Below are 21701 nucleotides of genomic sequence, written 5' to 3'. Positions count from 1 at the left end.
ACATTGGTTTGTAGTCGATTTGATTTAAGAAAGGTAAGAGACAATATATTTTTTTAAATTCGCAGGCAAACAATAAAATTTATGATAACAGTAAGCGAGTATTTTGAAGGTGCCGTTAAATCTCTTGGGTATCAGTCTCACGAAGGAAAATCAACCATTGGTGTCATAGAAAGTGGCGAATATGAATTCGGAACATCCCTTCATGAAACCATGTTAATTATAGAAGGTGAACTGAAAGCTAAATTACCGGGTAATAAAAACTGGGAAATATTCAGAAAAGGGCAGGAATTCGAAATCGATGCTAACCAGTCATTTAAGGTGCGTACTGCATCTCAAACTTCCTATTTGTGTAAATACAAATAGATTGTAATCAATCTAAGAAAAAAGCTGCCAATAATTATTGGCAGCTTTTTCATTTTTCATAGATTAATAGAATCAGTAATAATAGCAGATTATAAAATTAGTATCAATACTAAAAGGATAATGATAATAGCTCCAACAGAAAGATAAACGCCGCCGCTAGTAGCTTTCATTTCTTTTTTCATCTCAAGTAGCTCATTACGTAATGACTTACGCTCTACACGACTCAAATCAGATTTGTCCATGTTTTTGATTTCTTCAACTCTGCGGGTGATTTCACCAACACGGGCAATCTGAGTTTCTGTTAATGCAGGCTTTGACTTTACGTCATTTGCCATAACTGAACTTGATGCTAAAAGGATAGCAGTTAGTAAAAGGTAGATTTGCTTTTTCATTGTGTTTTGATTTAATGTTTTATAATTTAATGAAATTATATTAAAATGCTATCATTTCAATACATTAACCTTAAGGCAATAATTGTTCCATAAACTTCATTTACATTTTTAAGCAGAAATCGTGAGCGTATGAAACAAAACTGTCCATAAATCAGGAATCACTGTAGTTTAATTCACAATAATATCTCTTACTTTATGTGGAAAACGGAGTGCCGCATTGAAAATCATATTTCTGATATAATCATTTTCAGGGTAAGGGGTCAAAAACTTCCTGACTAAATCAATATCAGCCTGAATCAAATCTGAAGCAATATACCCCATCCCAAAAAACTGTCCATTTTCTATCAATAAACAACTTCTTTCTTCAAATGTGCGGCCTTCATCAATCAGCAAAAAACAAGGAAGCACTGAACTGAGACTGTTTAATGCCATAATTACCCGTTCATTATAAAATTCAACCGGTTCAAGCTGTTCACAAGCTCCTTTGCAGGGATCCTCACCTATAATTATGCAGGGATCCGTATTACGCTGTATAAAACAAAGCTTCGGGCATAGGTTAAATCCGGCAATCAGGCTTTTGATCAGATTATACCCTTCAGCTATACCATTGAATGTATAGTATGGTTTTGAGAACTTTTTCTTTCTATCGATGACCAGACGCATATAACCATTCTGATCCTCAAATGCATACAATCCATAGGCATATTCGAACCTTTTTAAGGACCGGTTATAAGCAGGCCACAAACGTTTGATCTCAACTGCTTCAAGAATTAATGACATCAATTCGGTACCACATTCCTGAAAGGTGATATGATGAATTTCCCTCAAAAAGTCCTGCTTTTGCCTTCCGGGTTTATTATTTGCAAAGTGGCTTACAACCCGTTTACGGATATCCTTGGCCTTCCCCACATAAATCACTTTCGACTTTGAATTATGAAAATAATATATTCCGGGAACGGAAGGGAGTTGGTCCATATCATCTTTTGGCAGATGTGGAGGCAGCGACTGTTCCCTTGATCGTTGATTCAGGGTTTTACTGATATGACCCTGATTATCCTGTTCAATCAGCAGTGAAAAAAGTTTTGCAGTAGCCTGAGCATCACCGAATGCACGATGCCTGTCCAGAATTTCAATTCCTACCTCTTTACACAATCGCCCGAGGCTATAAGAAGCAAGTCCAGGAATTATTTTCCGGCTTAAGCGTACTGTACAAAGTTTTTTCGTCTGCAAGTTAAAACCGGCGGCCGCCAGATGAAAATGAATAAAGGAAAAATCGAAATTGACATTATGCGCTACGAACACTTTATCATGCAGGAGTTCATAAATCCGAAGTGCAACTTCCTGAAATTTCGGAGCTGAACTGACCATTTCATTATCAATACCTGTTAGTGCCTGAATATAGATTGGAATAGGTCTTAAAGGATTGATTAATGTCCTGAATTGATCAATAACTTGCTGGCCATCGTGTATCAATATTGCAACTTCAGTAATCCCGTTGGCACTTGCATGGCCTCCGGTTGTTTCAATATCGACTATAGCATACATTCTTCAAGAGCTCTCAATCCTCAAATATAAGAAGAATTTAGAAATACTAACAATATTAGTATTTCAATTTAAATAAAAAAGTATTTTCAATTATTTCCTGATTGGCCTTAACAGATATTCTAGTCCGTTAAGTTTTATTTCATACATCGTTGCCAAAAGAATTCCAATCTTCCCTGCCGGAAAACCATTATTCTCATACCATACCAGATAATATTCTGGCAGGTCGCAAATAAGCCTGCCTTTATATTTACCATAAGGCATGACAATACTAACGAGATCTTTAAGTATTTGAGGATCCATCCGGTGGTTTTAACTGAGCTCTTCTTTTATAAATAACCTGTAAGTACAGAAACGCAAAAAAGGACATGATAGCAGCAATATAGAAGATTGGGGGTATCATAATGATATCAGTGATATATAAACTACCCGCAAAAAATGCACCAAGTCCAATACCTGCTTCAAGTGCAATATACATCGTTGCAACGGCTTTACCACGATGATCAGGATGGCTAAGATCAATGATCCAGGCGGTAAGAGCAGGTGATAACATTCCGGTTGCTACTCCATAGACTGCAGAGCCTACCATCAGGCTGAGCGGAGCAACAGCGCTGCCAATCAACACCAGCGATATCACAAGAATGATCAATGATAACTTAATAATACGTACTCTACCAATCCTATCTGACATCTTTCCGGACACAAAACGTATTAACAAGGAAGAAACAGTAAAAACCATGAAGAAAAGGCCCTTATTCGAAACACCAAGATGTCCCCCCCAATCTGAAATAACAGTAAGAATAATCCCGTAACTCAGGTAGGAAAGAAAGGTAATGAGCGCTGCAGCCAAAACCCTGACTTCAATGACTTCTGTACGGTTTATCTGCATCATAGAAAACCGGAACGGTTCTTTTTTTTCCAGGGTTTCCTGCAGATTCATCAGAATTACAATAGATAGTAATGCAAAAACAGATGAACAATAAAACATGGCATTGATCGAGAACATTTCTGAAAGCTCGCTGCCAATTGCCGGACCAATAGCAAGTCCGGTACTAAAACATACTCCGTGTATTCCCATAGCCTCTCCCCAACGATTCCCCGGAACAATATCTGCGACATAGGCTGCAGTTGCAGTCGGTTTAAACCCTGTAGAGAATCCATGAAACAATCTAAGCCATAAAAATCCGGCGACACTGGTCAATAAAGGATACAATAAACCACACACAACACAAACAAGCGAACCTACAGCCATTACTGGAACCCGGCCGATCTTATCTGTTAATTTTCCGCTAAATGGCCTTGAAATGCCTGCAGACAGTGTAAAGAGTCCAATGATATACCCTTTATATTCTGCTCCTCCCAGTCCTGTAAGATAGGCTGGCATTTCTGGAATCAACATATTGAAGCTAGCCGAAAACAAAAAGGAACTCAGGCATAAAAGTGCAAACTGAACATTATAGATCGGATGTTTTTTAACAGACATAGTTTGAAAACTGCGTCGCAAAAGTAATAAGAATTTAAGCTAATACTATTGAAACTTAATTTTTGGGAATAGAACAATAAATGATAAATATTCTGTATTCCCGGCTATTGTTAATAGTTTTGCCGCTTAAATTTTATCTATGCGATTACTTAAATCGATTGCCATTTTAGCTTTAATGATCTCCCTGAATTATTCTGCCTTTGGTCAAAGCAGTTCAGTGCTTAAAAAACGAAAGGAAGCAATTACCAGAGAAATCGAAGAATTAAAAATAAGTCGGAATAAAATTGACAAAAACAAGAAATTGTCACTTAACCAGATCAATCTGTTAAATACAGAGATCAGATTAAGAGAAGATAAAATCAGGACAATAAATACTGAAATTAAAATACTGGATACAAAAATTATCAGTAACAACAGCAAAGTGATTTCACTTCAAACAAACCTGAACAAACTGAAGTCACAGTATTCAAAAATGATAGTTTTTGCGTTCAGAAATCAGGGGGCCTACAATAAGTTAATGTTCATTTTTGCTTCGAATAACTTTAACCAGGCTTATATGCGCCTCCGATATATTCAACAGGTTGGGACCTTCCGCAAAAGGCAGGCTAAAGAGATTACCTCAACTCAACTTAATCTAAAAAAGCAGATTATTGAACTCGATCAGTACAAAATTGAAAAAACCAATCTGCTTATGGATCAGATAGTAGAGAAGCAAACATTAGGTAAAGATAAAGAACAGCAGTCGAAAATTTTAACAGGCTTAACTAAAAAACAAAAAGAGCTTCAGCAACAGCTTTCCAGAAAACAAAAGGAGGCAAATACATTAAACAAGGCAATACAGGAGACCATTCGAAAAGAGATACTGACAGCACAACGTAAAGAAGCAGAGCGTCGCAGACTGGCCGCTGCAGCCGAAGCAGCCTCAAGAGCAAAAAATAATACCGGTAAGTCCAAATCTGCTAAGCCAATAGCGAGCGGATCATCCATATTAGCTTCAAGTCCGGAGGATGCAAAACTCTCCTCATCATTCCTTGGCAGCCGAGGTCGTATGCAAAAGCCCGCTCAGGGAATTATTACTCAGGGTTTCGGACAGCAAAAATTCAATAATGTAACTATTTTCAATCCGGGAATTAATATTAAAACGACAGTTGGCACTATTGTTTATGCTGTTTATGGCGGAAAGGTAAGTAAAGTGATTTACCTGGTCAATTCTTATACAATCATCATTCGGCACGGAGAATATTTTTCTATTTACTCTAAACTTAAAAATTCAAGTGTTGCTGCCGGCCAGGAAGTTACAGCCCGACAGAGCATTGGTGTAGTGGCAACAGATCCTAATGAGGACTTAACAGAAATGCAATTCCAGATATGGAAAGGGGGTACACCGGTAAATCCATCCGGTTGGATATCACAATAATATTTCCGGCAATTCAATTATCAAATAATGATCTGCTGAAACCCATTTAAATAAAAATTGGTCTAAAAAAATTATTATTTTGAGAACAATTTTTGTTGGCCATTACTTATACCCTAATGTTTTAATCAATTAATTTGCAAGCTTTAAAAATTTATAAAATACATGTCTGAAAACAGAGCTGTCTTAAGTGTATGGAGAGACAACTGGCAATCATCTGATTACAGAAAGAAATGCATTGGCGGATTGATACTGGTCTCATTTATTCTGCTTTCTTTGCCTTTCTTTTACCAGACAATTGAGCAAAGAAAGGGGATTAATCTGAATGATTATTTACTTGCCCTGCTTCCTGCGTATGACCTTTCTTTATTTATTTTCATCACAATATGGTCAATGACCATATTGACATTCAGCCGTTTCAAGCAAGATCCTAACTTTTTCCTAACTTTTTTATGGGGGTTTATTCTGATCAATTTGTCCCGGTTTGTCTCAATCGGTTTGATTCCTCTTGATGCTCCAAAAGATCTTATTCCAATTCAGGACCCAATCAGTAATCAATTTTACGGACCAAACTTTATTACTAAAGATTTATTTTTCTCCGGGCATACCGCGGCTATGTTTTTGATGTTCTTATGTTTTAAGAAGCGAACAGATAAAATTATTGCATTGACGGCAACCATTTTTATTGGGATAGCAGTACTCCTGCAACATGTTCATTATACACTGGATGTGGTAATGGCACCTGCGATTACGTATTTTATTTGGCTTGGATCAAAAAAAATTGTTGAATCATAATCATTCCCTAATTCGTCATTCGTAATTCCCCACCTCTCAATCCGGAAAATTCTTATCAATCAATAATTGAATTAACCCATCCACTAAACCTACCCTTGGAACAAATATTTGCTTCACTCCACCCCATTTCATAACCGTAAGGTAAATCTCGGAGGCTGGAATAATGACATCGGCACGATCCTGATTCAACCCAAGAACATTAATCCGGTCTTTCAGGGAAAAAGAATTAAGGTAAGTATACAATTCCCTAAGCTTTGTGTAAGTTAATGGAGACCCATCTTTACCTTCAGACATCTTAAAGAGTTTATTAATATTCCCACCGGTACCAATACCCGAAAGATTTTTATGGGATTGGGCCACATTCTTGACCCAGTCCTTCATTTCTGCCCAGGTTTCATCTTTATCCTGATTATCAAGTATCCTGATACCACCCAGGTTGAATGAACGGGAAGAAATCAACTCTCCATTGCTGAAAACTGAAAGTTCGGTGCTTCCTCCACCAACATCGATATACAGGTAGTTCTTTTTACGGTCAAGACTTTGCTCAATATGGCTGGCATAAATTATATTTGCCTCCCTTTGCCCTTCTACAATCTCCAGGTCTAATCCTGCTGCTGCTTTAATTTTTTCTACAATTGAATTGCCATTTCTTGCCTCCCTCATTGCTGATGTTGCACAGGCCATATAATCACTGACTTTATAAACATCAATCAGATTTCTAAATGCAACCATGGTTTTGATGAGATCTTCTGTTTTATTTGGAGATATTAGTTTATCAAGAAACGCATCATCTCCAAGCCTCAATGGAACTCTGATGAGCGTATTCTTTTTAAAGGAAACAGTCTTGTTGTTTTGTATTACATCAGCAATTAACAGTCTGACGGCATTCGAACCGATATCTATGGCAGCGTATCTCAATGTATTATTTTTTATATTTTAAATAGGTATATATGTCAGTCTGGGCACGGCTAAGAGTCTTCGTTCCGGTCTTCCGATAACGATTATTGTTTAACTCATTAATTTCCCTTGCCTTTGTATTATCCTTCAATTGAATATTAATAATATCCAGAATTTCAGATCTGATCTCCGCATCCAGTATTGGGAAGCCTACTTCTACCCGATGATCCAGATTTCTTGCCATCATATCGGCGGAAGAAAGATAAACCTTTTCTTTCCCGACATCTCCGAAAACCCATACACGGGCATGCTCAAGATAACGATCAATAATACTTATCACTTCAATATTTTCACTAAATCCTGCTAGCCCTGGTACCAGACAACACATACCACGAATGATTAGTTTAATTTTAACCCCTGCATTGCTGGCTTCATATAATTTTTCAATTATAGCCACATCAGTTAAGCTATTCATTTTAAGTATTATACGTGCATTCTTACCTGTGCTTGCAATTTTTATTTCTTTATTAAATAGGGCATATAATTTTTGCCTGCTTTCAAGTGGGGAAACGATCAATTGCTTATAACCACTATGAAAGACCTGCTTTTGCAGTCCATCAAAAAATGTCACTAATTCGGAGGTAATCAAAGGGTTCGAAGTAAATATACTATGATCACAATAGAGCTTTGCAGACTTCTCATTATAATTCCCGGTTGCAAGATTTGCATAATATCTATCTTTCCCCTTTTCAGTGCGCCTAACCAAACATATTTTTGAATGAACTTTATAATCAGGCATTCCGTAATTAACATGTACGCCCTCTTCTTCCAACCTTTTTGTCCAGTAAATATTGGCTTGTTCATCAAACCTTGCTTTAAGTTCCAGCATGCAGTTTACTTTTTTACCATTTTTAGCAGCATTAATCAAGGCATGAATAATTCTGGAATTTTCAGCCAGACGATACAGGGTAATTTTGATTTCGCGCACCTTAGGATCGATAGCTGCTTCCCTAAGGAAATGAATAATATAGTCGAAAGACTGATAGGGTAAATTGATAAGGTAATCTTTTCTGGATATCTGAGTAAAGATACTACTTACACTGGATAGCTCTTTTACTGGTAATGGCACCAATTTAGGGTATTCCAACTCAGGCTTTCCTACGTTCGGAAAACTGATAAAATCTTTGAAATTATGATATCGGTTTCCTGGAATAAGTCCATCGGCTGTCAAATCTAATTCAGCTACCAGATAAGTAAGCATATCCAGAGGCATATCAGTATCATATAATAAGCGCATTGGCTTACCCTTCCCTCTTTTTTGGAGGCTTTTAGAAAGCGCATCAATAAATTTTTCACTGACCTGAATATCAAGATCCAGTTCGGCATCTCTGGTTAACTGAACAGAATAAGCCTCAATACTGTCATACTCAAAAATGAAGAAAATGTCATCCAGGCAATATCTGACAATATCATCAACCAATGTGATGAACTTAAGATTATTTGTTTCCGGAAGCACGACAAATCGGCTTGAAACATCAGTTGGAATCTCAATCAGGGCATGTCTGCTCTTCTCCTTATTACCAGCCTGAACCATCCTTACAAAAAGATATATTGCCCGGTCCTTTAGCTCAGGAAAAGGCTCATTCTTATTGATCATAACCGGAACAAGTGTAGAAAGTATCTTATCCCTGAAATATTCTCTTACAAATAAACCACGGGTAACATTCAACTGAGTTTCATTAATTAAAAAGATTTTTTCACGTTCCAGCTCTTTAACTATGACATCTTCATATAGATGATTGAATTTTCGCTCCTGCCTAACCACGATGTTTTTGATCTGGTTTAATATTTTCCGGGGACTAAAACCAAGAATGGCTTTTGATCTGGTATTTAAGTTCGAAAGCCTGTTGAGGGTTGCGACCCTCACCCGATAAAACTCATCAAGATTTGAAGAAAAAATAGCAAGAAAACGGATCCGCTCAACCAATGGGACTGACTTGTCTGCAGCTTCCTGCAACACCCGGTCATTAAAGTATAACCAACTGACCTCACGATTTATAAGCGGAATATTCTTAGGCATTGGCATAAATAAACAATCCCGGATCAAGTCCGGGACTGTAAAATTCAAAAAATAATATTAATAAAACATTAAATTCACGTTAAGTATGGTACGTGAATTTCTATCATCTATAATTTCTCAATCGAAGTTGGAGTTGCCGATCCTTCGGGTTTAGCTGAGGCAGTTGATGATGGAGCAACTTTCGATGCAGGTTTTCTACTTCGGGACACTGTCACTTTTGCTTTTGTAGTAGCTTCAACACTTGCTGCCGGTTTATGAGCAACTACCTTTCCTGCTACCGTTTGTGTTCTTACCCTTGGTTTGCTTGAAGCTGACCTGGATGATCCTGTACCCGCAGTTACCAATCTCGGCACTTTTGTTTTTACTGCAGCCTTACTAACCCGAGCCACTACTTTTTCGGCTTTCTTTACAGCAGAAACTACAGATTTCCCTGCTGAAACACCCGCTCTGCTAATACTTTTTGGTTTTATACTTTTGGACTTACCTTCAAATTTATCCTCAACCGCATTTTTTACATCTTTGTAAGTCCCTGCAAGTTTTTTGGCTAATGCCTTACTGGTTTTTTTAATCTCTTTTGAAAATTTCTCTGCATCATGTCCAAGGCTCTTCATTGCTTCAAAGAATTTCTCAGAGATTGTTAACTCCAATTCCTTTTTTATAATACGCTTTGTTTGCTTTTTTACAACCTTTCCGGATGTTTTTACTTTATTTGCTTTCATATTTATTCTTTTAGAGAAATGCAATCTTTAAATGCAGTTATTAAAGATATTAACAAAAATTGATTTACCATAGTATAATAATTATGCCAACATTTGACATCGTAAGTAAGATCGACGGACAGACCCTCGATAATGCAATCAATACAGCAAAAAAAGAAATCCTGAATCGATATGATTTTAACGATTCAAAAAGCAGCATCGAACTCGATAAAAAGACGAATGAAATCACGATCATTACTGAAAATGATATGCGTCTGAAAGCTATCCAGGATGCTATCATATCACGGATGGTAAAACATAACCTTGATCCTGGAAGCATGGACCTTGGAAAAGAACAATATGCATCAGGAAACATGCTCCGGAAAGAAATTAAAATAAAGGAGGGTATTGATAAAGAAGCTGCCAAAAAAATCGTTAAAAAAATAAAAGACAGCGGGCTTAAAGTTCAGGTATCCATTATGGATGATCAGGTTAGGGTACAAGCCAAAAAAATAGATGATTTGCAAGCTGTAATTGCATTATGCCGCAGCGATGATTTCGGGCAACCGCTGCAGTATATTAATATGAGAAACTAATTTATAATTGAGAGTGGAGAGTTGAGAGTGGAGAGTTATTTCACATTCTCAATTCTCCCTTCTCCACTCTCAATTATTTAAACCGTCTTCACATCTTTCTCATCATAATCATCAATATCCATGATGTAGCCATTCTGTATCAGAAATTCAAATAAATGTTTTGATTCATTTGATACAGGCATATTACGTGTGGTAATAATCTGTTTGTTTTTCTTATCAAGGTACGGATAGGCATAGAGTTTTACATTTTTACTGAAGAGATCACTGATATAAACCAAAAGCTCATCTGTGTAATTTTCCCCGTAATTTCCGGAGTTAAATATATTTTTCAGGTTTGCAATATTGGTTGATATCCCAACACTATTAGGACTGCAGCGCGAAAGGTATTGTGCCAGTTTATGATTTCGTGCAAAGTCAGATACAATCACATAATTACCTGTAGCACAAAGCTCTTCAGCACGTTTTGCAAACTTTTCAAGATCCTCATTACTCAGTTCTGATTTATCATCCAGAAAATTAGTCATCAGGATCTCGATCATTACAATAATATTCCCGTCGTTTACCTTCTGGGTTTGCTTAAATTGCTCAACAGCTTTATTGAATAAATCGAAGTTTGGTGTAGATTTCTGGCCAAATTTTGTTCGAAGAATCATCACATCCTTTTTATAAAGAACATCTTTAGATTGCCGGGCATGGCCATTCTTATCAAAAATAGATGCACCCGAAAAGCCTTTGGCAATCAGATATAGGTTAACCAAGCGGTCGTTGGCATTCTTAAATTCAGGACCACTTAAACTGATGAGATCAATTTCTACAGAGCCAATTGCCAAATTATCAACCAGGGATTCAATCATCGATTGGACATCATCATGGTAATAATATGCAGCATAAACCAAATTAACCCCTAAAATCCCCAATACATTCTGTTGAAGGGTCGAGTCACTGTCAAGCAGTCTTACGTGAAAAACAATATCATTAGGCTCACCTCCCGGACTCAGCTGAAACCTGATACCCAGCCATCCATGTGGATCATTGGTTTTATTGAAATTGAGTGTTGTTACTGTATCCGCAAAAGCGAAAAAGGTTTTTTTGGCATATTTAGGCCCGCAAAGACGTTCAGACAGAAGTCTAAATTCATGCTGGATCATTTTATCAAGCCTTGATTCAGAAACATAGCGGCCTGACTCTTCAGCCCCATAAATGGAATCACTGAAAACCATATCATAGGCTGACATTGTCTTTGCAATCGTGCCTGAAGCGGCACCAGCGGTGAAAAAATTTCTCGCTACTTCCTGTCCTGCTCCTATCTCGGCAAAAGTTCCGTAAATGGATTCATCTAAATTGATATTTAAGGCTTTTCGCTTATTCTCTAAAATTTCTCTCCCCATGGTGTAAAATTACGGTTTTACAGTTTAAGGAGCAATTTAAATAGAAAAGGCAGACGGTATTCCGCCTGCCCATTATTACTCCACCTACATCAGATTTAGCTGATTGTTATCTCTCTTGCCATAATCTTTGCTTCCTCTTTCTTGGCTACCTTGATATACAAAATTCCATCCTTATACTCTGCGCTAATCTTAGCATGATCTGCTGTTTCAGGTAAGGTAAATGTTCTCATGAAAGATGAATAGTTGTACTCAAGTCTGTTGTATTTTTTTGCATCATCCAGTTCTGTCTTCTCTTCTTTTCTCTCAGCCGATACACTCAAGAGATCATTTTCCAGATTAATTTTAAAATCTTCCTTTTTAAGTCCGGGAGCCGCTAGTTCAATATGAAATTCATTTTCATTCTCGGCAATATTAACTGCCGGATTACGGAGTAATGTACTTTTAGACAAAAATGGATCAGCATTGAAAAACGATTCAAAAACATCGTTATAAGCTGGTTTGAATACTTTGTTTGTGTTTCCGTTTGCAAATTTTACTAGTGCCATTTTGATATCCTCCTATATTTTTTAATTAGTTGTTTCAAACTACCCGACAATGTGTATACCATTTTGCATATTGCACTAAAACAAGCCTATGTCAAAGACAAACTGACAGTCAGGATTTATTTTTACCGACATAATGACAATACTTGTATGAAAGGATATCATTTCAAAATTCAGATTCCGATTCGATTTGCTGATATAGATGCTCTTGGCCATGTCAATAACGCCATTTATCTAACTTATTTTGAAATAGCACGATCGGCTTATTGGGCAGAAATTATTGAATGGGATTGGAAATCACTCGGAATAATAATCAGGAAATCAGTTATTGATTACATAAAGCCAATAATACTTTCCGATCTTGTATATGCCTATGTCAGAACCTCAAAAATTGGCAATAGCAGTTTCGAACTGGAATACATTCTTGTAAAAAACAGTAATGGGACTGAAGAAATATGTACAACAGGTCAGACGCTCTGTGTCTCATTTGATTATGCGATGCAGAAACCTATCCAAATCCCCGAAAACCAGCGCCTAAAGATGGAAGAAAGCATGAAATCTAACCTTGGGTAATAAGCGGCGTCTAATATCAGTTTAGAATATTTTACCGGGATTCATTATCCCTACCGGATCAAAAACCGACTTAATACCACGCATCAGGTTAAGATGGGCTTCCGGGTATTTAATGTCCATATACTCCCGTTGTACTGAGCCAATACCATGCTCACCCGATATGGTACCTCCAAGGGAAACCGTTAACTCAAATATCTGTCGAATACCCTCCTTTAATTTCGTATTCCAGTCCTCATCAGACATATCACCTTTAATAATATTGACATGCACATTCCCATCCCCGGCATGGCCATAGCAAATAGACTGAAAACCAAACCTTGATCCTATTTCTTTTATTCCCTTAATTAATTTTGGCAGTTCGGCCCTGGGAACTACAGTATCTTCCTCTTTATAAACAGAGTTAGATTTTACAGACAATGGCATAATCCGTCTCAATCTCCAGATAGCTTCCTTTTGAGCTGCAGTATCTGCAAAAAGTACATCTGAACAGGAATTATTTTCAAGCACTTCATTGATCCTTTCACATTCAGCCAAAAGCACATCCAAATCATTTCCATCAACCTCTATCATTAAAAATGCCTGTGCATCATCTTTAAGATCGAATTGAAAATGATCGTATTCTATTACCCATTCAACCGCCCTTCTCTCCATAAACTCAAGTGTTGAGGGTGTTATTCCGGCGCGAAAAATCGCAGAAACTGCCTCACAAGCCTGCTCATTTCCCGGAAAAGATGCAAGCATAACCAGATTATGTATAGGACGGGAAATAAGTTTTAGTACTATTTTAGTAATGATTCCAAGTGTACCTTCAGAACCGATCATCAATTGTGTGAGATTATAGCCCGAGGCATATTTGAGAGTATTAGCTCCCGTCCAAATTATTTCACCGTCAGGAAGAACTACTTCCAGGTTTAGAACATATTCCCTAATGGTGCCATATTTCACCACTCTGGGTCCGCCACTTCCATGGGCAATATTTCCACCTATAAAGCAAGAGCCTTTACTGGAAGGGTCAACGGGGTACAACAAGCCCCTTTCAGCTGCAGCATTCATGAAAACTTCAGTAATTACCCCAGGTTCAAGAGTAGCCTGAAGATTGCGTTCATCGATCTCAATAATCTTATCAAACCTCTCCATCGAGATTAAAAGTCCGCCTTTTACCGCTAATGCCCCGCCACTTAGTCCGGTACCCGCACCTCTGGGTGTGACTGGAATCAGGTGCTTATTACATAATTTAAGAAGTTGTGAGATTTGCTCTTTGGTATTTGGCCTGACGACTACTTCCGGAAAAAAGATCAGATCTTCAGTCTCATCATGAGCATAATTTTTCAGTTTATCATGATCAGTGATTGCGTTCCCTGAGCCAACAATTTCAGAGATTTCGGTTAATATGGAATTATTGATCCGGTTAAATGGCATATTATCTGCTGAACGAAAGTTCAATGCTTGAATTATTGATTTCTAAGCCCATTGGAGGATGCATTTTTCGAATGTTAATACGAATGATCTGAACAGCCAGAAATTCATGTCTAATCCTCCCGAGCATACCATGTGCTACTGTTTCTATTAATTTACGTGGAATACTCATCTCTTCTGAAGCGATTTGTGCCAATCGCTCATAATTGACTGTATTTGATATGTCATCATTGCCCGAACCATAGACCTCTAGCTCTGTTTCAATATCAACAATAAATTCTGTTCCAAGGATCTGTTCTTCAGGATAAAATCCATGAAATGAAAAAAAACGAACCCCGTTCAAACTTACCTTTTGTTTGATAATTCCCATTACACAAAAATAGCTTAATTAAAATATACTCTAAGACAGTACTTACTAATAATATTACTCTGTATTGAATAATTAGTTCAAAGAAAAAAATATTAACTAATTTCATAATTCTCAATTTCATATCTTGTTAATATTTAATAAAATGAATCCGTTCCATCCCGCACATGCGGGATAAACAATAAAAGAAACCAATGAAAAGAATCACTTTACTTGCTGCTATTGTAACTGTTCTGATCAACAGTAGTTTCGCTCAGCAAAAGCCAAATCCAAAAGACACAGAAGCCTGGTCACCTGTACCCAAAATAGTAAGTCCGGCAAAAACCATGTTAACTGCCCCTGAAGATGCAATTATACTTTTTGGAGGAAAGGATCTTAATCAGTGGCTAACGGCTAAAGATCAATCTGATGCAAAATGGACGGTAGCTAATGGTCAGTTCACAGTCAAAAAAGGGACAGGAAACATTCAGACCAAAAGAGCATTTCTGAATTATCAAATGCATATTGAGTGGCTTATCCCCGAAAACATTACAGGTTCGGGGCAAGCAAGAGGTAATAGTGGAATATTTCTCGCATCAACCGGCAAGGGAGATGAGGGTTATGAATTACAGGTACTCGATTCGTATAATAACGTGACTTACAGCAATGGTCAGGCAGGTAGTATTTATAAACAATTTATTCCTTTGGTAAACGCCTCTAAAAAGCCCGGAGAATGGCAGTCATATGATATAATTTGGACAGCTCCTGTTTTTAACGAAAATGGCACCTTGAAATCTGCGGCCCGAATAAGTGTATTGCACAATGGAATATTGATTCAACATAATATCGAACTCCAGGGCGAAACTGTATATGTCGGTCCGCCATTCTATAAAAAACACGGACCATTGCCAATCAAATTGCAGGACCACGGTGATCCGAGTGAACCAATAAGCTTTCGAAACATTTGGATAAGGGAATTGTAAATTTTTGGCTTGAATATTGAATAATTGGTTTCATAAATAATTAAGAAATGAAAAATCAATTACTCCTGATCTGTTTAAGTGCATCACTTTTGGCTAGTTCGTGTGCTGTTAATCCGGTGACAGGAAAAAAACAAGTCGTACTGATGTCAGAGAGTCAGGAAATTGCGATGGGTGCAAGTGCAGATCCACAAATTGTTGCACAGTACGGGCTATATGAGAATAAAATATTGCAGGATTTCATCACTCAAAAAGGAAATGAAATGGCTGCGATATCCCATAGGCCTGATCTCAAGTATGAATTTAAGATTGTCGACTCAGAAGTATTAAACGCATTTGCAGTACCAGGTGGTTATGTTTATTTCACTAGAGGCATTATGGCACACTTCAACAATGAGGCTGAGTTTGCAGGTGTTTTAGGACATGAAATAGGACACATTACCGCAAGACATTCCGTTTCTCAACAAAGCAAAGCAATTCTTGGTCAGGTTGGATTAATTGGCAGTATGATTCTAGTACCTCAGGTTGCCGAATTTGCCGAACCATTATCTCAGGGTTTAGGTTTGTTATTCTTGAAATTCGGACGGGATGCAGAACGTCAATCGGATGAACTTGGGGTGGAATATTCCTCAAAGATAGGCTATGATGCAAAAGAAATGGCAGGCTTTTTCAATACCCTTGAAAGACAGCGAACAGGTACCGAAAGTGCAGAACTTCCGGATTTTCTGTCTACACACCCAAACCCAGGAGACAGGAATGTTGCTGTTACTAGATTATCACAAGAATGGAAAAAGAAGTTAAGTCTGACAAATCCGAAGGTCAGCAGAGAGAGCTACCTAAATAAGATTGAGGGTTTAATTTACGGGGAAGATCCCAAACAAGGATATTTGGAAAATAGCATATTTTATCATCCTGAATTAAAATTTCAGTTCCAAACTCCTCAGGGCTGGAATTACCAGAACACACCCCAAAAAGTACAGTTTGCACCCAAAGATGGGAAAGCTTTACTGATGATGACACTCGCTCCCGGTAACTCACTTCAGGAAGCTGCCAGCAACCTGGTGCAGAAAAACAATCTTCAGGTGCTTGAGTCTAACCAAACTACTGTGAATGGTTTGAATGCTGTTTCGATGGTTGCGGATGTCAAAGCAGACCAGCAACAACAGCAGCAACAACAACAGGCATCAGTCAGAACTTTATCTTATCTCATTGAGTACAATAAAAATATATACCTCATACTCGGTGTCAGTTCAGTGAATGATTTTAACAATTATTCCCAATATTTTCTTCAATCAATGAAGAATTTTAAAGAATTAAAAGATGCTTCCAAACTTAATAAACAGCCTGAAAGGATAAGAATCAAGCCTGTAAAACAGAGCGGAACTCTTAAGCAGGCTTTGAGCAGTTACAATATGCCAGAAAACAAGCAGGAAGAAATCTCACTGCTAAATGGAATGTTACTAACAGACAGGGTTTTAGCAGGTTCCCTCATTAAAATATTGGGGAAATAAAACAAGTCGGAAAAATGTCCTGCCAACAAAAAACACTCTTTATCTGATTATTTATCTTATTTATACCTAATATTTTTAAATTCGTATTGCTATGAATATGGTCAATTACATTATTATTTAATGTAATTGACCTATAATCATCACATATGACTAAATACTGGTACTATCTAACAGGGTTAAATCAAGAATTCTCCCTGGAATCAAGGATATTTCACTCATTTTGTATAGTAGCCTTCTTTATTCTTACACTTTGTGTTCCACTTAATCTGGCCTTAGGCCTACCGACTTCTGCATTACTTGCTGTGGTATCATTAATCATGCAAGCAGTGTTTTATTACCTATCAAGGTTTCGGCATAAAACACGGATAAGCCTATGGTTATCCATATTCATTATCCATCTGGTCATTATCATCAACTTTTTTTTTAATTCAGGGATTCAGGGCCCCAGTTTATTATTACTTGTTGCGATTTTTTTTCTGGTCATATCTCTTTCCAAACCAAAGGAATATTGGTTTTTTATTAGCTTGAATTTAGTTGTAGCCACTGGTTTAACCTTATTTGAGTATTTAAATCCAGAATTAGTAAAAAAATCTTATCAGGGACCTGAGTTTCATTTCGGGGATATCATCACTTCATATTATATAAGCGTTTTGACCATATTGATTGGTTTGCGCTACATAAAAAAGAATTACTACATAAGTCAAAGTTTGCTGGAAACAAAAGCAGCTGATCTGGAACGTATTAATAGCACCAAAAATAAGCTTTTTACGATAGTCTCCCACGATCTGAGAGCACCACTGGCCACAGTCAGAAGCTATTTGGAAATCCTCTCACATTTAGACCCCGGAAAGGAGAACTGGCAGGAAATACAAAGCGATCTGATTGAAATGACTCAAAACACTGATAATATGTTATCTAATATTCTCATGTGGTCCACATCGCAATTGGAAGGAATTAGCATCAATAAAAAACTGATCCATCTTGCCGACACTCTAATTCCTGTAATTAGGGTGTTTCAATCGATTGCAAATGCCAAACAAATTACATTAAGTTTTGACATTGACCCAGGTTTGAAGGTAAGGGCGGATGAGAATATGTTGCAGCTCGTTATCAGAAATATATTAAGCAATGCAATTAAGTTTACCCATAACGGAGGAATGATACAATTGAAAGTTGACTCTGATTACCCGAACTATGTTATTAAAATAAGCGACAATGGGGTTGGAATGTCTGATCAAATAAAAGAATCCATATTCAGCTTCAAAGCAGAATCTTCTTTTGGTACGAAAAATGAAAAGGGTGTTGGTTTGGGACTAAATTTGAGCAAAGAATTTACCGATATGCAGGGAGGTCGTATCTGGTTTGAAAGTGTTCTCGGAAAGGGCAGTACCTTTTACATATCGATACCAATAGCTTAATTATCACTATTTTATAGTAAGTAAATCTGCTTGATATTGTTAATGAAAAAATAAGTCTCGTCCTCGATATACTCCAAACTTGATATAATACTTAGCTTTTCAGCTTTTTTATCGTATCTTTGTAAAAAAGCACAAGCTATTCTATTACATGGCTGCTGGTCAATTCGACTGATCTTGGTTTCTTTCCTGTCATAAAACAGAATAATCCTGATCCATTCCTTTGTTGGATTTTCAATGCATCTCTGCTTGCATACATTTGAAGAGGATAGTATTAACTTAATAATTTATAAAAATGGCAAAATCGCAGGCAACCTTCATGAAGAAGCAGCTCGAAAAGAACAGAGCAAAGAAAAAAGAAGAAAAAGAACATCGTAAGCAGGAACGCAAACAGAATTCTAATGGTGGAAAGCTCGAGGATATGCTTGCTTATGTAGATGAAAATGGAGAACTTTCATCAAGTCCTCCGGAAATGAAACAACAACTAAGACCGACAAGCCGATAGAGCTTTGTCCCGGCAATAAATACCCAGTTAAGGCAACATAAATAATCAGGTTTCAGGAAATTCGGGCAGGTTCATCCAATGGGTAAAATCCCCTATCGAAACCTTGTCTTCGGCGACAATAAACTTATTATAAATCTCACTGTAATAACCAAAGTAAATCTGTCCGCCATCAAATAGCAATACATCTACTGCCTGTTCAGGCAACTCATCTTTAACCAAAATCCATATCATTCCCTAAAGATATAAACTATTGTTGAGATGGTTTTATAAAATTCAAACTGAAAGGATCATGGCAAAAAATACATATAGCTGAAAAACAGCATATTAGGGATGTTTTAATGAAATAAAATTTTGGAGAATTCAAACTTTAAAAGTAAATTTCTTTATAAAACCTTAAACCAAGCCACATCATGAACTCAAAAACATTTTTAATCGGTATTGCAGGAGGAATTATGGTATTCCTGACAGGATTTCTGATCTATGGAATACTTTTGATGGATTATTTTGGTGCCAGCATAAATTCCTACCCTGGGCTTATAAAAGAACCCATGGAGATTTGGGCTGTTGGACTGGGTAATATTATTTGGGGAATTCTACTGGCTTATTTTCTGAGTATCGGGAAAATTGAATCGGGAACCCAGGGTGCAGTTCATGGCGCATCCTTATTCTTTCTGTTTGCACTTGGATCAAACTTTGTTTTCTTTGGCCAATACAATTTAATACCCTTTTCATTGTCTTTTGTAGATGCATTATGTATGGCACTTTTGGGTGGTGTATCTGGAGCAGTTATTGGGTGGCTACTTGGACGAAAAACAGTTAAAGAATAACCTAAAAACTAATTTGACAGGCTTCTTAGAAATAAATAATGGAGAATATCCTACAGATATTCTCCATTAAAACAGAGGAAATAATAATTATATTCTATTCTTAAGCATTCAGATTTCGGGTGCTGCTTCTTCAGGATTTCCCAAAACGAACGGTGCAACTGGCACATTCGAATTCTCAGCTTTAATATTTTTCAATGATGCAGGAGCGCTTTGATCTGGATTTCCCCATACAAATGGTGCCACAGGAACATTCAGATTCTTTAATCCTTCAATTGATTTTACAGAATCAATGATATCAACCGGAGTTCCCAAAATAAATGGTGCCAGAGGAACTTTTGCAAACCTTGCTTTAACATATCTCAAGCCTTCAGGAGCCTGATCCTCGGGGCTACCCCATACAAAAGGAGCAACAGAAACCATCGATTTAGGTACGTCATTTGAAAAATCTGAACTTTTAAAGCCTGCATTACTGTTCAGAGAAATAGTTATTAAAATTACTGTGCTAAGTGCGAATATTGTTTTCATGTTTTTATTTTTTGTTTGATTGTTGACCAAATGTACCGCGCCAATCAAAGCCGGCATATACCTTTCTGGCAGGATACAGCAACAATTCGGTAAGCGCAGGAAAACTGTCGGTAAAAAAACCTTCTTCTTAGATTTCTGATTTAATACAAATAAGAATCGATTTATGTAGTTTTGAAAAAACCAATATTATGCAAAACCAGGATCAAGAAGCGAGAGAAATTCAAAGATCAACTAAAAAAGATCTTTATGAAGCACCAGATTATTTTCTGGTTGATGATCTTTTGACTGAGGAACATAAACTCATACGTGATGCTGTAAGGACCTGGGTTAAAAAAGAAGTAAGTCCGATAATTGAAGATTTTGCACAAAGAGCTGAATTTCCGCGACATCTGATTCCCGGACTTGCCTCACTGGGCGCTTTTGGACCTACTATACCGGTAAATTATGGTGGAGCCGGATTAGATTATATTTCTTACGGCCTCATTATGCAGGAAATTGAGCGTGGCGATTCGGGTATCCGATCAACTGCATCAGTTCAGGGATCCTTGGTTATGTACCCGATTTATGCTTACGGTTCGGAAGAGCAAAAAACAAAATTTCTGCCTAAACTGGCATCCGGCGAATTTCTGGGATGTTTTGGATTAACAGAGCCGGATCACGGTTCAGATCCGGGAAGTATGATCACCAATATTAAAGATATGGGTGATCATTACCTTTTAAACGGGTCAAAAATGTGGATCTCAAATTCACCCTATTCCGACATAGCAGTCGTTTGGGCTAAAGATGAACAAGGTATAATCAGGGGATTGATCGTTGAAAAAGGTATGGAAGGCTTTTCTGCCCCGGAGATCCATGGTAAATGGAGCCTGAGAGCTTCAGCTACCGGAGAACTGGTATTCAATAATGTTAAAATACCCAAAGAAAATATATTCCCGAACATTAGCGGAATTAAAGGTCCGCTGGGTTGTTTGAACCAAGCACGCTATGGAATAGCCTGGGGCGCTTTAGGTGCAGCTATGGACTGTTACGATACTGCCCTGCGTTATTCCAAAGAGCGGATGCAATTCGGCCGGCCAATAGGAGGATTTCAGCTTCAACAAAAGAAACTTGCTGAAATGATCACAGAGATTACTAAAGGGCAATTATTGGTCTGGCGACTTGGGGTACTCAAAAATGAAGGACGTGCTACACCTGCACAGATATCTATGGCCAAAAGAAATAGTGTTGAAACAGCAATAAATATTGCCCGTGAAGCCAGGCAAATCCTCGGGGGAATGGGAATTACCGGAGAATACCCGGTGATGCGCCACATGATGAATCTGGAATCGGTTGTAACCTATGAAGGCACTCATGACATTCATTTACTGATAACAGGTATGGATATTACCGGGTTGAATGCATTTCAATAGGACT

Annotated in this window: 24 protein-coding genes; 11 read left to right on the top strand and 13 right to left on the bottom strand. The window is 37.5% G+C overall.

The window, feature by feature from the left end:
- Positions 1 to 81: 81 nt before the first annotated feature.
- A complete protein-coding gene (locus Q8S11_RS16135; RefSeq protein ID WP_305663158.1) occupies positions 82 to 363 on the top strand; it encodes a pyrimidine/purine nucleoside phosphorylase in 282 nt (93 codons plus the stop codon).
- 89 nt (positions 364 to 452) lie between these two features.
- On the opposite strand, the gene Q8S11_RS16130 is transcribed toward Q8S11_RS16135, so the two are convergent.
- The 4 genes from Q8S11_RS16130 to Q8S11_RS16115 all read right to left on the bottom strand — a co-directional run bounded on the left by Q8S11_RS16130 (position 453) and on the right by Q8S11_RS16115 (position 3780).
- Positions 453 to 755: a hypothetical protein gene (locus Q8S11_RS16130; protein WP_305663157.1), complete on the bottom strand. Its 303-nt coding sequence runs from the start codon at positions 753 to 755 to the stop codon at positions 453 to 455.
- A gap of 168 nt (positions 756 to 923) precedes the next feature.
- Positions 924 to 2300 (bottom strand): exonuclease domain-containing protein, encoded by a 1377-nt coding sequence (locus tag Q8S11_RS16125; protein WP_305663156.1) that lies wholly within the window; start codon positions 2298 to 2300, stop codon positions 924 to 926.
- 90 nt (positions 2301 to 2390) lie between these two features.
- Positions 2391 to 2600: a DUF3820 family protein gene (locus Q8S11_RS16120; protein ID WP_305663155.1), complete on the bottom strand. Its 210-nt coding sequence runs from the start codon at positions 2598 to 2600 to the stop codon at positions 2391 to 2393.
- Positions 2581 to 3780 (bottom strand): MFS transporter, encoded by a 1200-nt coding sequence (locus Q8S11_RS16115; RefSeq protein ID WP_305663154.1) that lies wholly within the window; start codon positions 3778 to 3780, stop codon positions 2581 to 2583. Before Q8S11_RS16115 ends, Q8S11_RS16120 begins: the two co-directional genes overlap by 20 nt.
- A 139-nt stretch (positions 3781 to 3919) precedes the next feature.
- Between Q8S11_RS16115 and Q8S11_RS16110 the strand changes: the two genes are divergently transcribed.
- Positions 3920 to 5197: a murein hydrolase activator EnvC gene (locus Q8S11_RS16110; protein ID WP_305663153.1), complete on the top strand. Its 1278-nt coding sequence runs from the start codon at positions 3920 to 3922 to the stop codon at positions 5195 to 5197.
- Positions 5198 to 5359: 162 nt separating this feature from the next.
- Entirely contained in the window at positions 5360 to 5989 is a 630-nt protein-coding gene (locus Q8S11_RS16105) for a phosphatase PAP2-related protein (protein WP_305663152.1), read from the top strand.
- A gap of 36 nt (positions 5990 to 6025) precedes the next feature.
- Here Q8S11_RS16105 and Q8S11_RS16100 read toward each other — a convergent pair whose 3' ends face one another.
- The 3 genes from Q8S11_RS16100 to Q8S11_RS16090 all read right to left on the bottom strand — a co-directional run bounded on the left by Q8S11_RS16100 (position 6026) and on the right by Q8S11_RS16090 (position 9685).
- The gene (locus tag Q8S11_RS16100; RefSeq protein WP_305663151.1) at positions 6026 to 6907 is read right to left on the bottom strand and encodes an ethanolamine ammonia-lyase reactivating factor EutA; all 882 of its coding nucleotides are present in this window, start codon (positions 6905 to 6907) and stop codon (positions 6026 to 6028) included.
- A gap of 4 nt (positions 6908 to 6911) precedes the next feature.
- A complete protein-coding gene (gene ppk1, locus Q8S11_RS16095; RefSeq protein WP_371135193.1) occupies positions 6912 to 8966 on the bottom strand; it encodes a polyphosphate kinase 1 in 2055 nt (684 codons plus the stop codon).
- Positions 8967 to 9073: 107 nt separating this feature from the next.
- Entirely contained in the window at positions 9074 to 9685 is a 612-nt protein-coding gene (locus tag Q8S11_RS16090) for a hypothetical protein (RefSeq protein WP_305663150.1), read from the bottom strand.
- A gap of 83 nt (positions 9686 to 9768) precedes the next feature.
- On the opposite strand from Q8S11_RS16090, the gene Q8S11_RS16085 reads away from it, so the two are divergent.
- Entirely contained in the window at positions 9769 to 10260 is a 492-nt protein-coding gene (locus tag Q8S11_RS16085) for a YajQ family cyclic di-GMP-binding protein (protein WP_305663149.1), read from the top strand.
- A 77-nt stretch (positions 10261 to 10337) separates the two neighbouring features.
- Here the strand turns inward: Q8S11_RS16085 and Q8S11_RS16080 are convergent, their stop codons facing one another.
- Together Q8S11_RS16080 and Q8S11_RS16075 are read right to left on the bottom strand one after the other, a co-directional pair.
- On the bottom strand, positions 10338 to 11648 hold the full coding sequence (locus Q8S11_RS16080; protein ID WP_305663148.1) for a nicotinamide mononucleotide adenylyltransferase: 1311 nt from the start codon (positions 11646 to 11648) through the stop codon (positions 10338 to 10340).
- Positions 11649 to 11743: 95 nt separating this feature from the next.
- The gene (locus Q8S11_RS16075) at positions 11744 to 12193 is read right to left on the bottom strand and encodes an Hsp20/alpha crystallin family protein (RefSeq protein WP_305663147.1); all 450 of its coding nucleotides are present in this window, start codon (positions 12191 to 12193) and stop codon (positions 11744 to 11746) included.
- A gap of 147 nt (positions 12194 to 12340) precedes the next feature.
- Here Q8S11_RS16075 and Q8S11_RS16070 point away from each other — a divergent pair, with 147 nt between their 5' ends.
- Complete coding sequence (locus tag Q8S11_RS16070) at positions 12341 to 12763, top strand: thioesterase family protein (RefSeq protein ID WP_305663146.1); 423 nt, start codon at positions 12341 to 12343, stop codon at positions 12761 to 12763.
- Between the two features lie 21 nt (positions 12764 to 12784).
- On the opposite strand, the gene Q8S11_RS16065 is transcribed toward Q8S11_RS16070, so the two are convergent.
- Positions 12785 to 14206, bottom strand: coding sequence for an FAD-binding oxidoreductase (locus tag Q8S11_RS16065; protein ID WP_305663145.1), 1422 nt, complete (start codon positions 14204 to 14206; stop codon positions 12785 to 12787).
- Complete coding sequence (gene folB / locus Q8S11_RS16060; protein WP_305663144.1) at positions 14184 to 14549, bottom strand: dihydroneopterin aldolase; 366 nt, start codon at positions 14547 to 14549, stop codon at positions 14184 to 14186. Before folB ends, Q8S11_RS16065 begins: the two co-directional genes overlap by 23 nt.
- A 191-nt stretch (positions 14550 to 14740) precedes the next feature.
- On the opposite strand from folB, the gene Q8S11_RS16055 reads away from it, so the two are divergent.
- From Q8S11_RS16055 to Q8S11_RS16040, 4 genes are all read left to right on the top strand, one after another.
- Positions 14741 to 15508 carry a DUF1080 domain-containing protein gene (locus Q8S11_RS16055; RefSeq protein WP_305663143.1) on the top strand — a complete coding sequence of 256 codons (768 nt, stop codon included), beginning with the start codon at positions 14741 to 14743 and terminating at the stop codon, positions 15506 to 15508.
- A gap of 47 nt (positions 15509 to 15555) precedes the next feature.
- A complete protein-coding gene (locus tag Q8S11_RS16050; protein WP_305663142.1) occupies positions 15556 to 17016 on the top strand; it encodes a M48 family metalloprotease in 1461 nt (486 codons plus the stop codon).
- A 524-nt stretch (positions 17017 to 17540) separates the two neighbouring features.
- Positions 17541 to 18434: a sensor histidine kinase KdpD gene (locus Q8S11_RS16045; protein ID WP_305663141.1), complete on the top strand. Its 894-nt coding sequence runs from the start codon at positions 17541 to 17543 to the stop codon at positions 18432 to 18434.
- Positions 18435 to 18726: 292 nt separating this feature from the next.
- Positions 18727 to 18936, top strand: a complete 210-nt coding sequence (locus Q8S11_RS16040) for a hypothetical protein (protein WP_305663140.1) — start codon at positions 18727 to 18729, stop codon at positions 18934 to 18936.
- 45 nt (positions 18937 to 18981) lie between these two features.
- On the opposite strand, the gene Q8S11_RS16035 is transcribed toward Q8S11_RS16040, so the two are convergent.
- On the bottom strand, positions 18982 to 19167 hold the full coding sequence (locus Q8S11_RS16035; RefSeq protein ID WP_305663139.1) for a DUF551 domain-containing protein: 186 nt from the start codon (positions 19165 to 19167) through the stop codon (positions 18982 to 18984).
- 179 nt (positions 19168 to 19346) lie between these two features.
- Here Q8S11_RS16035 and Q8S11_RS16030 point away from each other — a divergent pair, with 179 nt between their 5' ends.
- Positions 19347 to 19763 carry a hypothetical protein gene (locus tag Q8S11_RS16030; protein WP_305663138.1) on the top strand — a complete coding sequence of 139 codons (417 nt, stop codon included), beginning with the start codon at positions 19347 to 19349 and terminating at the stop codon, positions 19761 to 19763.
- A 108-nt stretch (positions 19764 to 19871) separates the two neighbouring features.
- Here Q8S11_RS16030 and Q8S11_RS16025 read toward each other — a convergent pair whose 3' ends face one another.
- A complete protein-coding gene (locus Q8S11_RS16025) occupies positions 19872 to 20288 on the bottom strand; it encodes a hypothetical protein (RefSeq protein WP_305663137.1) in 417 nt (138 codons plus the stop codon).
- A gap of 188 nt (positions 20289 to 20476) precedes the next feature.
- Between Q8S11_RS16025 and Q8S11_RS16020 the strand changes: the two genes are divergently transcribed.
- A complete protein-coding gene (locus Q8S11_RS16020) occupies positions 20477 to 21697 on the top strand; it encodes an acyl-CoA dehydrogenase family protein (protein ID WP_305663136.1) in 1221 nt (406 codons plus the stop codon).
- The last annotated feature ends 4 nt before the right edge of the window (positions 21698 to 21701 follow it).

It is taken from the genome of Daejeonella sp. (assembly GCF_030695525.1).
Taxonomy (GTDB): Bacteria; Bacteroidota; Bacteroidia; order Sphingobacteriales; family Sphingobacteriaceae; genus Daejeonella.
The sequence above is the reverse complement of the archived record's forward strand: the minus strand, read 5'-3'. Positions and strand labels throughout refer to the sequence as shown.

Coding starts and splice junctions, on each gene's coding strand:
- folB (WP_305663144.1), bottom strand. CDS start 14,549: ATGGGAATTATCAAACAAAAGGTAAGTTTGAACGGGGTTCGTTTTTTT.
- Q8S11_RS16090 (WP_305663150.1), bottom strand. CDS start 9,685: ATGAAAGCAAATAAAGTAAAAACATCCGGAAAGGTTGTAAAAAAGCAA.
- Q8S11_RS16120 (WP_305663155.1), bottom strand. CDS start 2,600: ATGGATCCTCAAATACTTAAAGATCTCGTTAGTATTGTCATGCCTTAT.
- Q8S11_RS16125 (WP_305663156.1), bottom strand. CDS start 2,300: ATGTATGCTATAGTCGATATTGAAACAACCGGAGGCCATGCAAGTGCC.
- Q8S11_RS16130 (WP_305663157.1), bottom strand. CDS start 755: ATGAAAAAGCAAATCTACCTTTTACTAACTGCTATCCTTTTAGCATCA.
- Q8S11_RS16050 (WP_305663142.1), top strand. CDS start 15,556: ATGAAAAATCAATTACTCCTGATCTGTTTAAGTGCATCACTTTTGGCT.
- ppk1 (WP_371135193.1), bottom strand. CDS start 8,966: ATGCCTAAGAATATTCCGCTTATAAATCGTGAGGTCAGTTGGTTATAC.
- Q8S11_RS16080 (WP_305663148.1), bottom strand. CDS start 11,648: ATGGGGAGAGAAATTTTAGAGAATAAGCGAAAAGCCTTAAATATCAAT.
- Q8S11_RS16035 (WP_305663139.1), bottom strand. CDS start 19,167: ATGATATGGATTTTGGTTAAAGATGAGTTGCCTGAACAGGCAGTAGAT.
- Q8S11_RS16075 (WP_305663147.1), bottom strand. CDS start 12,193: ATGGCACTAGTAAAATTTGCAAACGGAAACACAAACAAAGTATTCAAA.
- Q8S11_RS16055 (WP_305663143.1), top strand. CDS start 14,741: ATGAAAAGAATCACTTTACTTGCTGCTATTGTAACTGTTCTGATCAAC.
- Q8S11_RS16030 (WP_305663138.1), top strand. CDS start 19,347: ATGAACTCAAAAACATTTTTAATCGGTATTGCAGGAGGAATTATGGTA.
- Q8S11_RS16020 (WP_305663136.1), top strand. CDS start 20,477: ATGCAAAACCAGGATCAAGAAGCGAGAGAAATTCAAAGATCAACTAAA.
- Q8S11_RS16070 (WP_305663146.1), top strand. CDS start 12,341: ATGAAAGGATATCATTTCAAAATTCAGATTCCGATTCGATTTGCTGAT.
- Q8S11_RS16085 (WP_305663149.1), top strand. CDS start 9,769: ATGCCAACATTTGACATCGTAAGTAAGATCGACGGACAGACCCTCGAT.
- Q8S11_RS16105 (WP_305663152.1), top strand. CDS start 5,360: ATGTCTGAAAACAGAGCTGTCTTAAGTGTATGGAGAGACAACTGGCAA.
- Q8S11_RS16110 (WP_305663153.1), top strand. CDS start 3,920: ATGCGATTACTTAAATCGATTGCCATTTTAGCTTTAATGATCTCCCTG.
- Q8S11_RS16040 (WP_305663140.1), top strand. CDS start 18,727: ATGGCAAAATCGCAGGCAACCTTCATGAAGAAGCAGCTCGAAAAGAAC.
- Q8S11_RS16135 (WP_305663158.1), top strand. CDS start 82: ATGATAACAGTAAGCGAGTATTTTGAAGGTGCCGTTAAATCTCTTGGG.
- Q8S11_RS16115 (WP_305663154.1), bottom strand. CDS start 3,780: ATGTCTGTTAAAAAACATCCGATCTATAATGTTCAGTTTGCACTTTTA.
- Q8S11_RS16025 (WP_305663137.1), bottom strand. CDS start 20,288: ATGAAAACAATATTCGCACTTAGCACAGTAATTTTAATAACTATTTCT.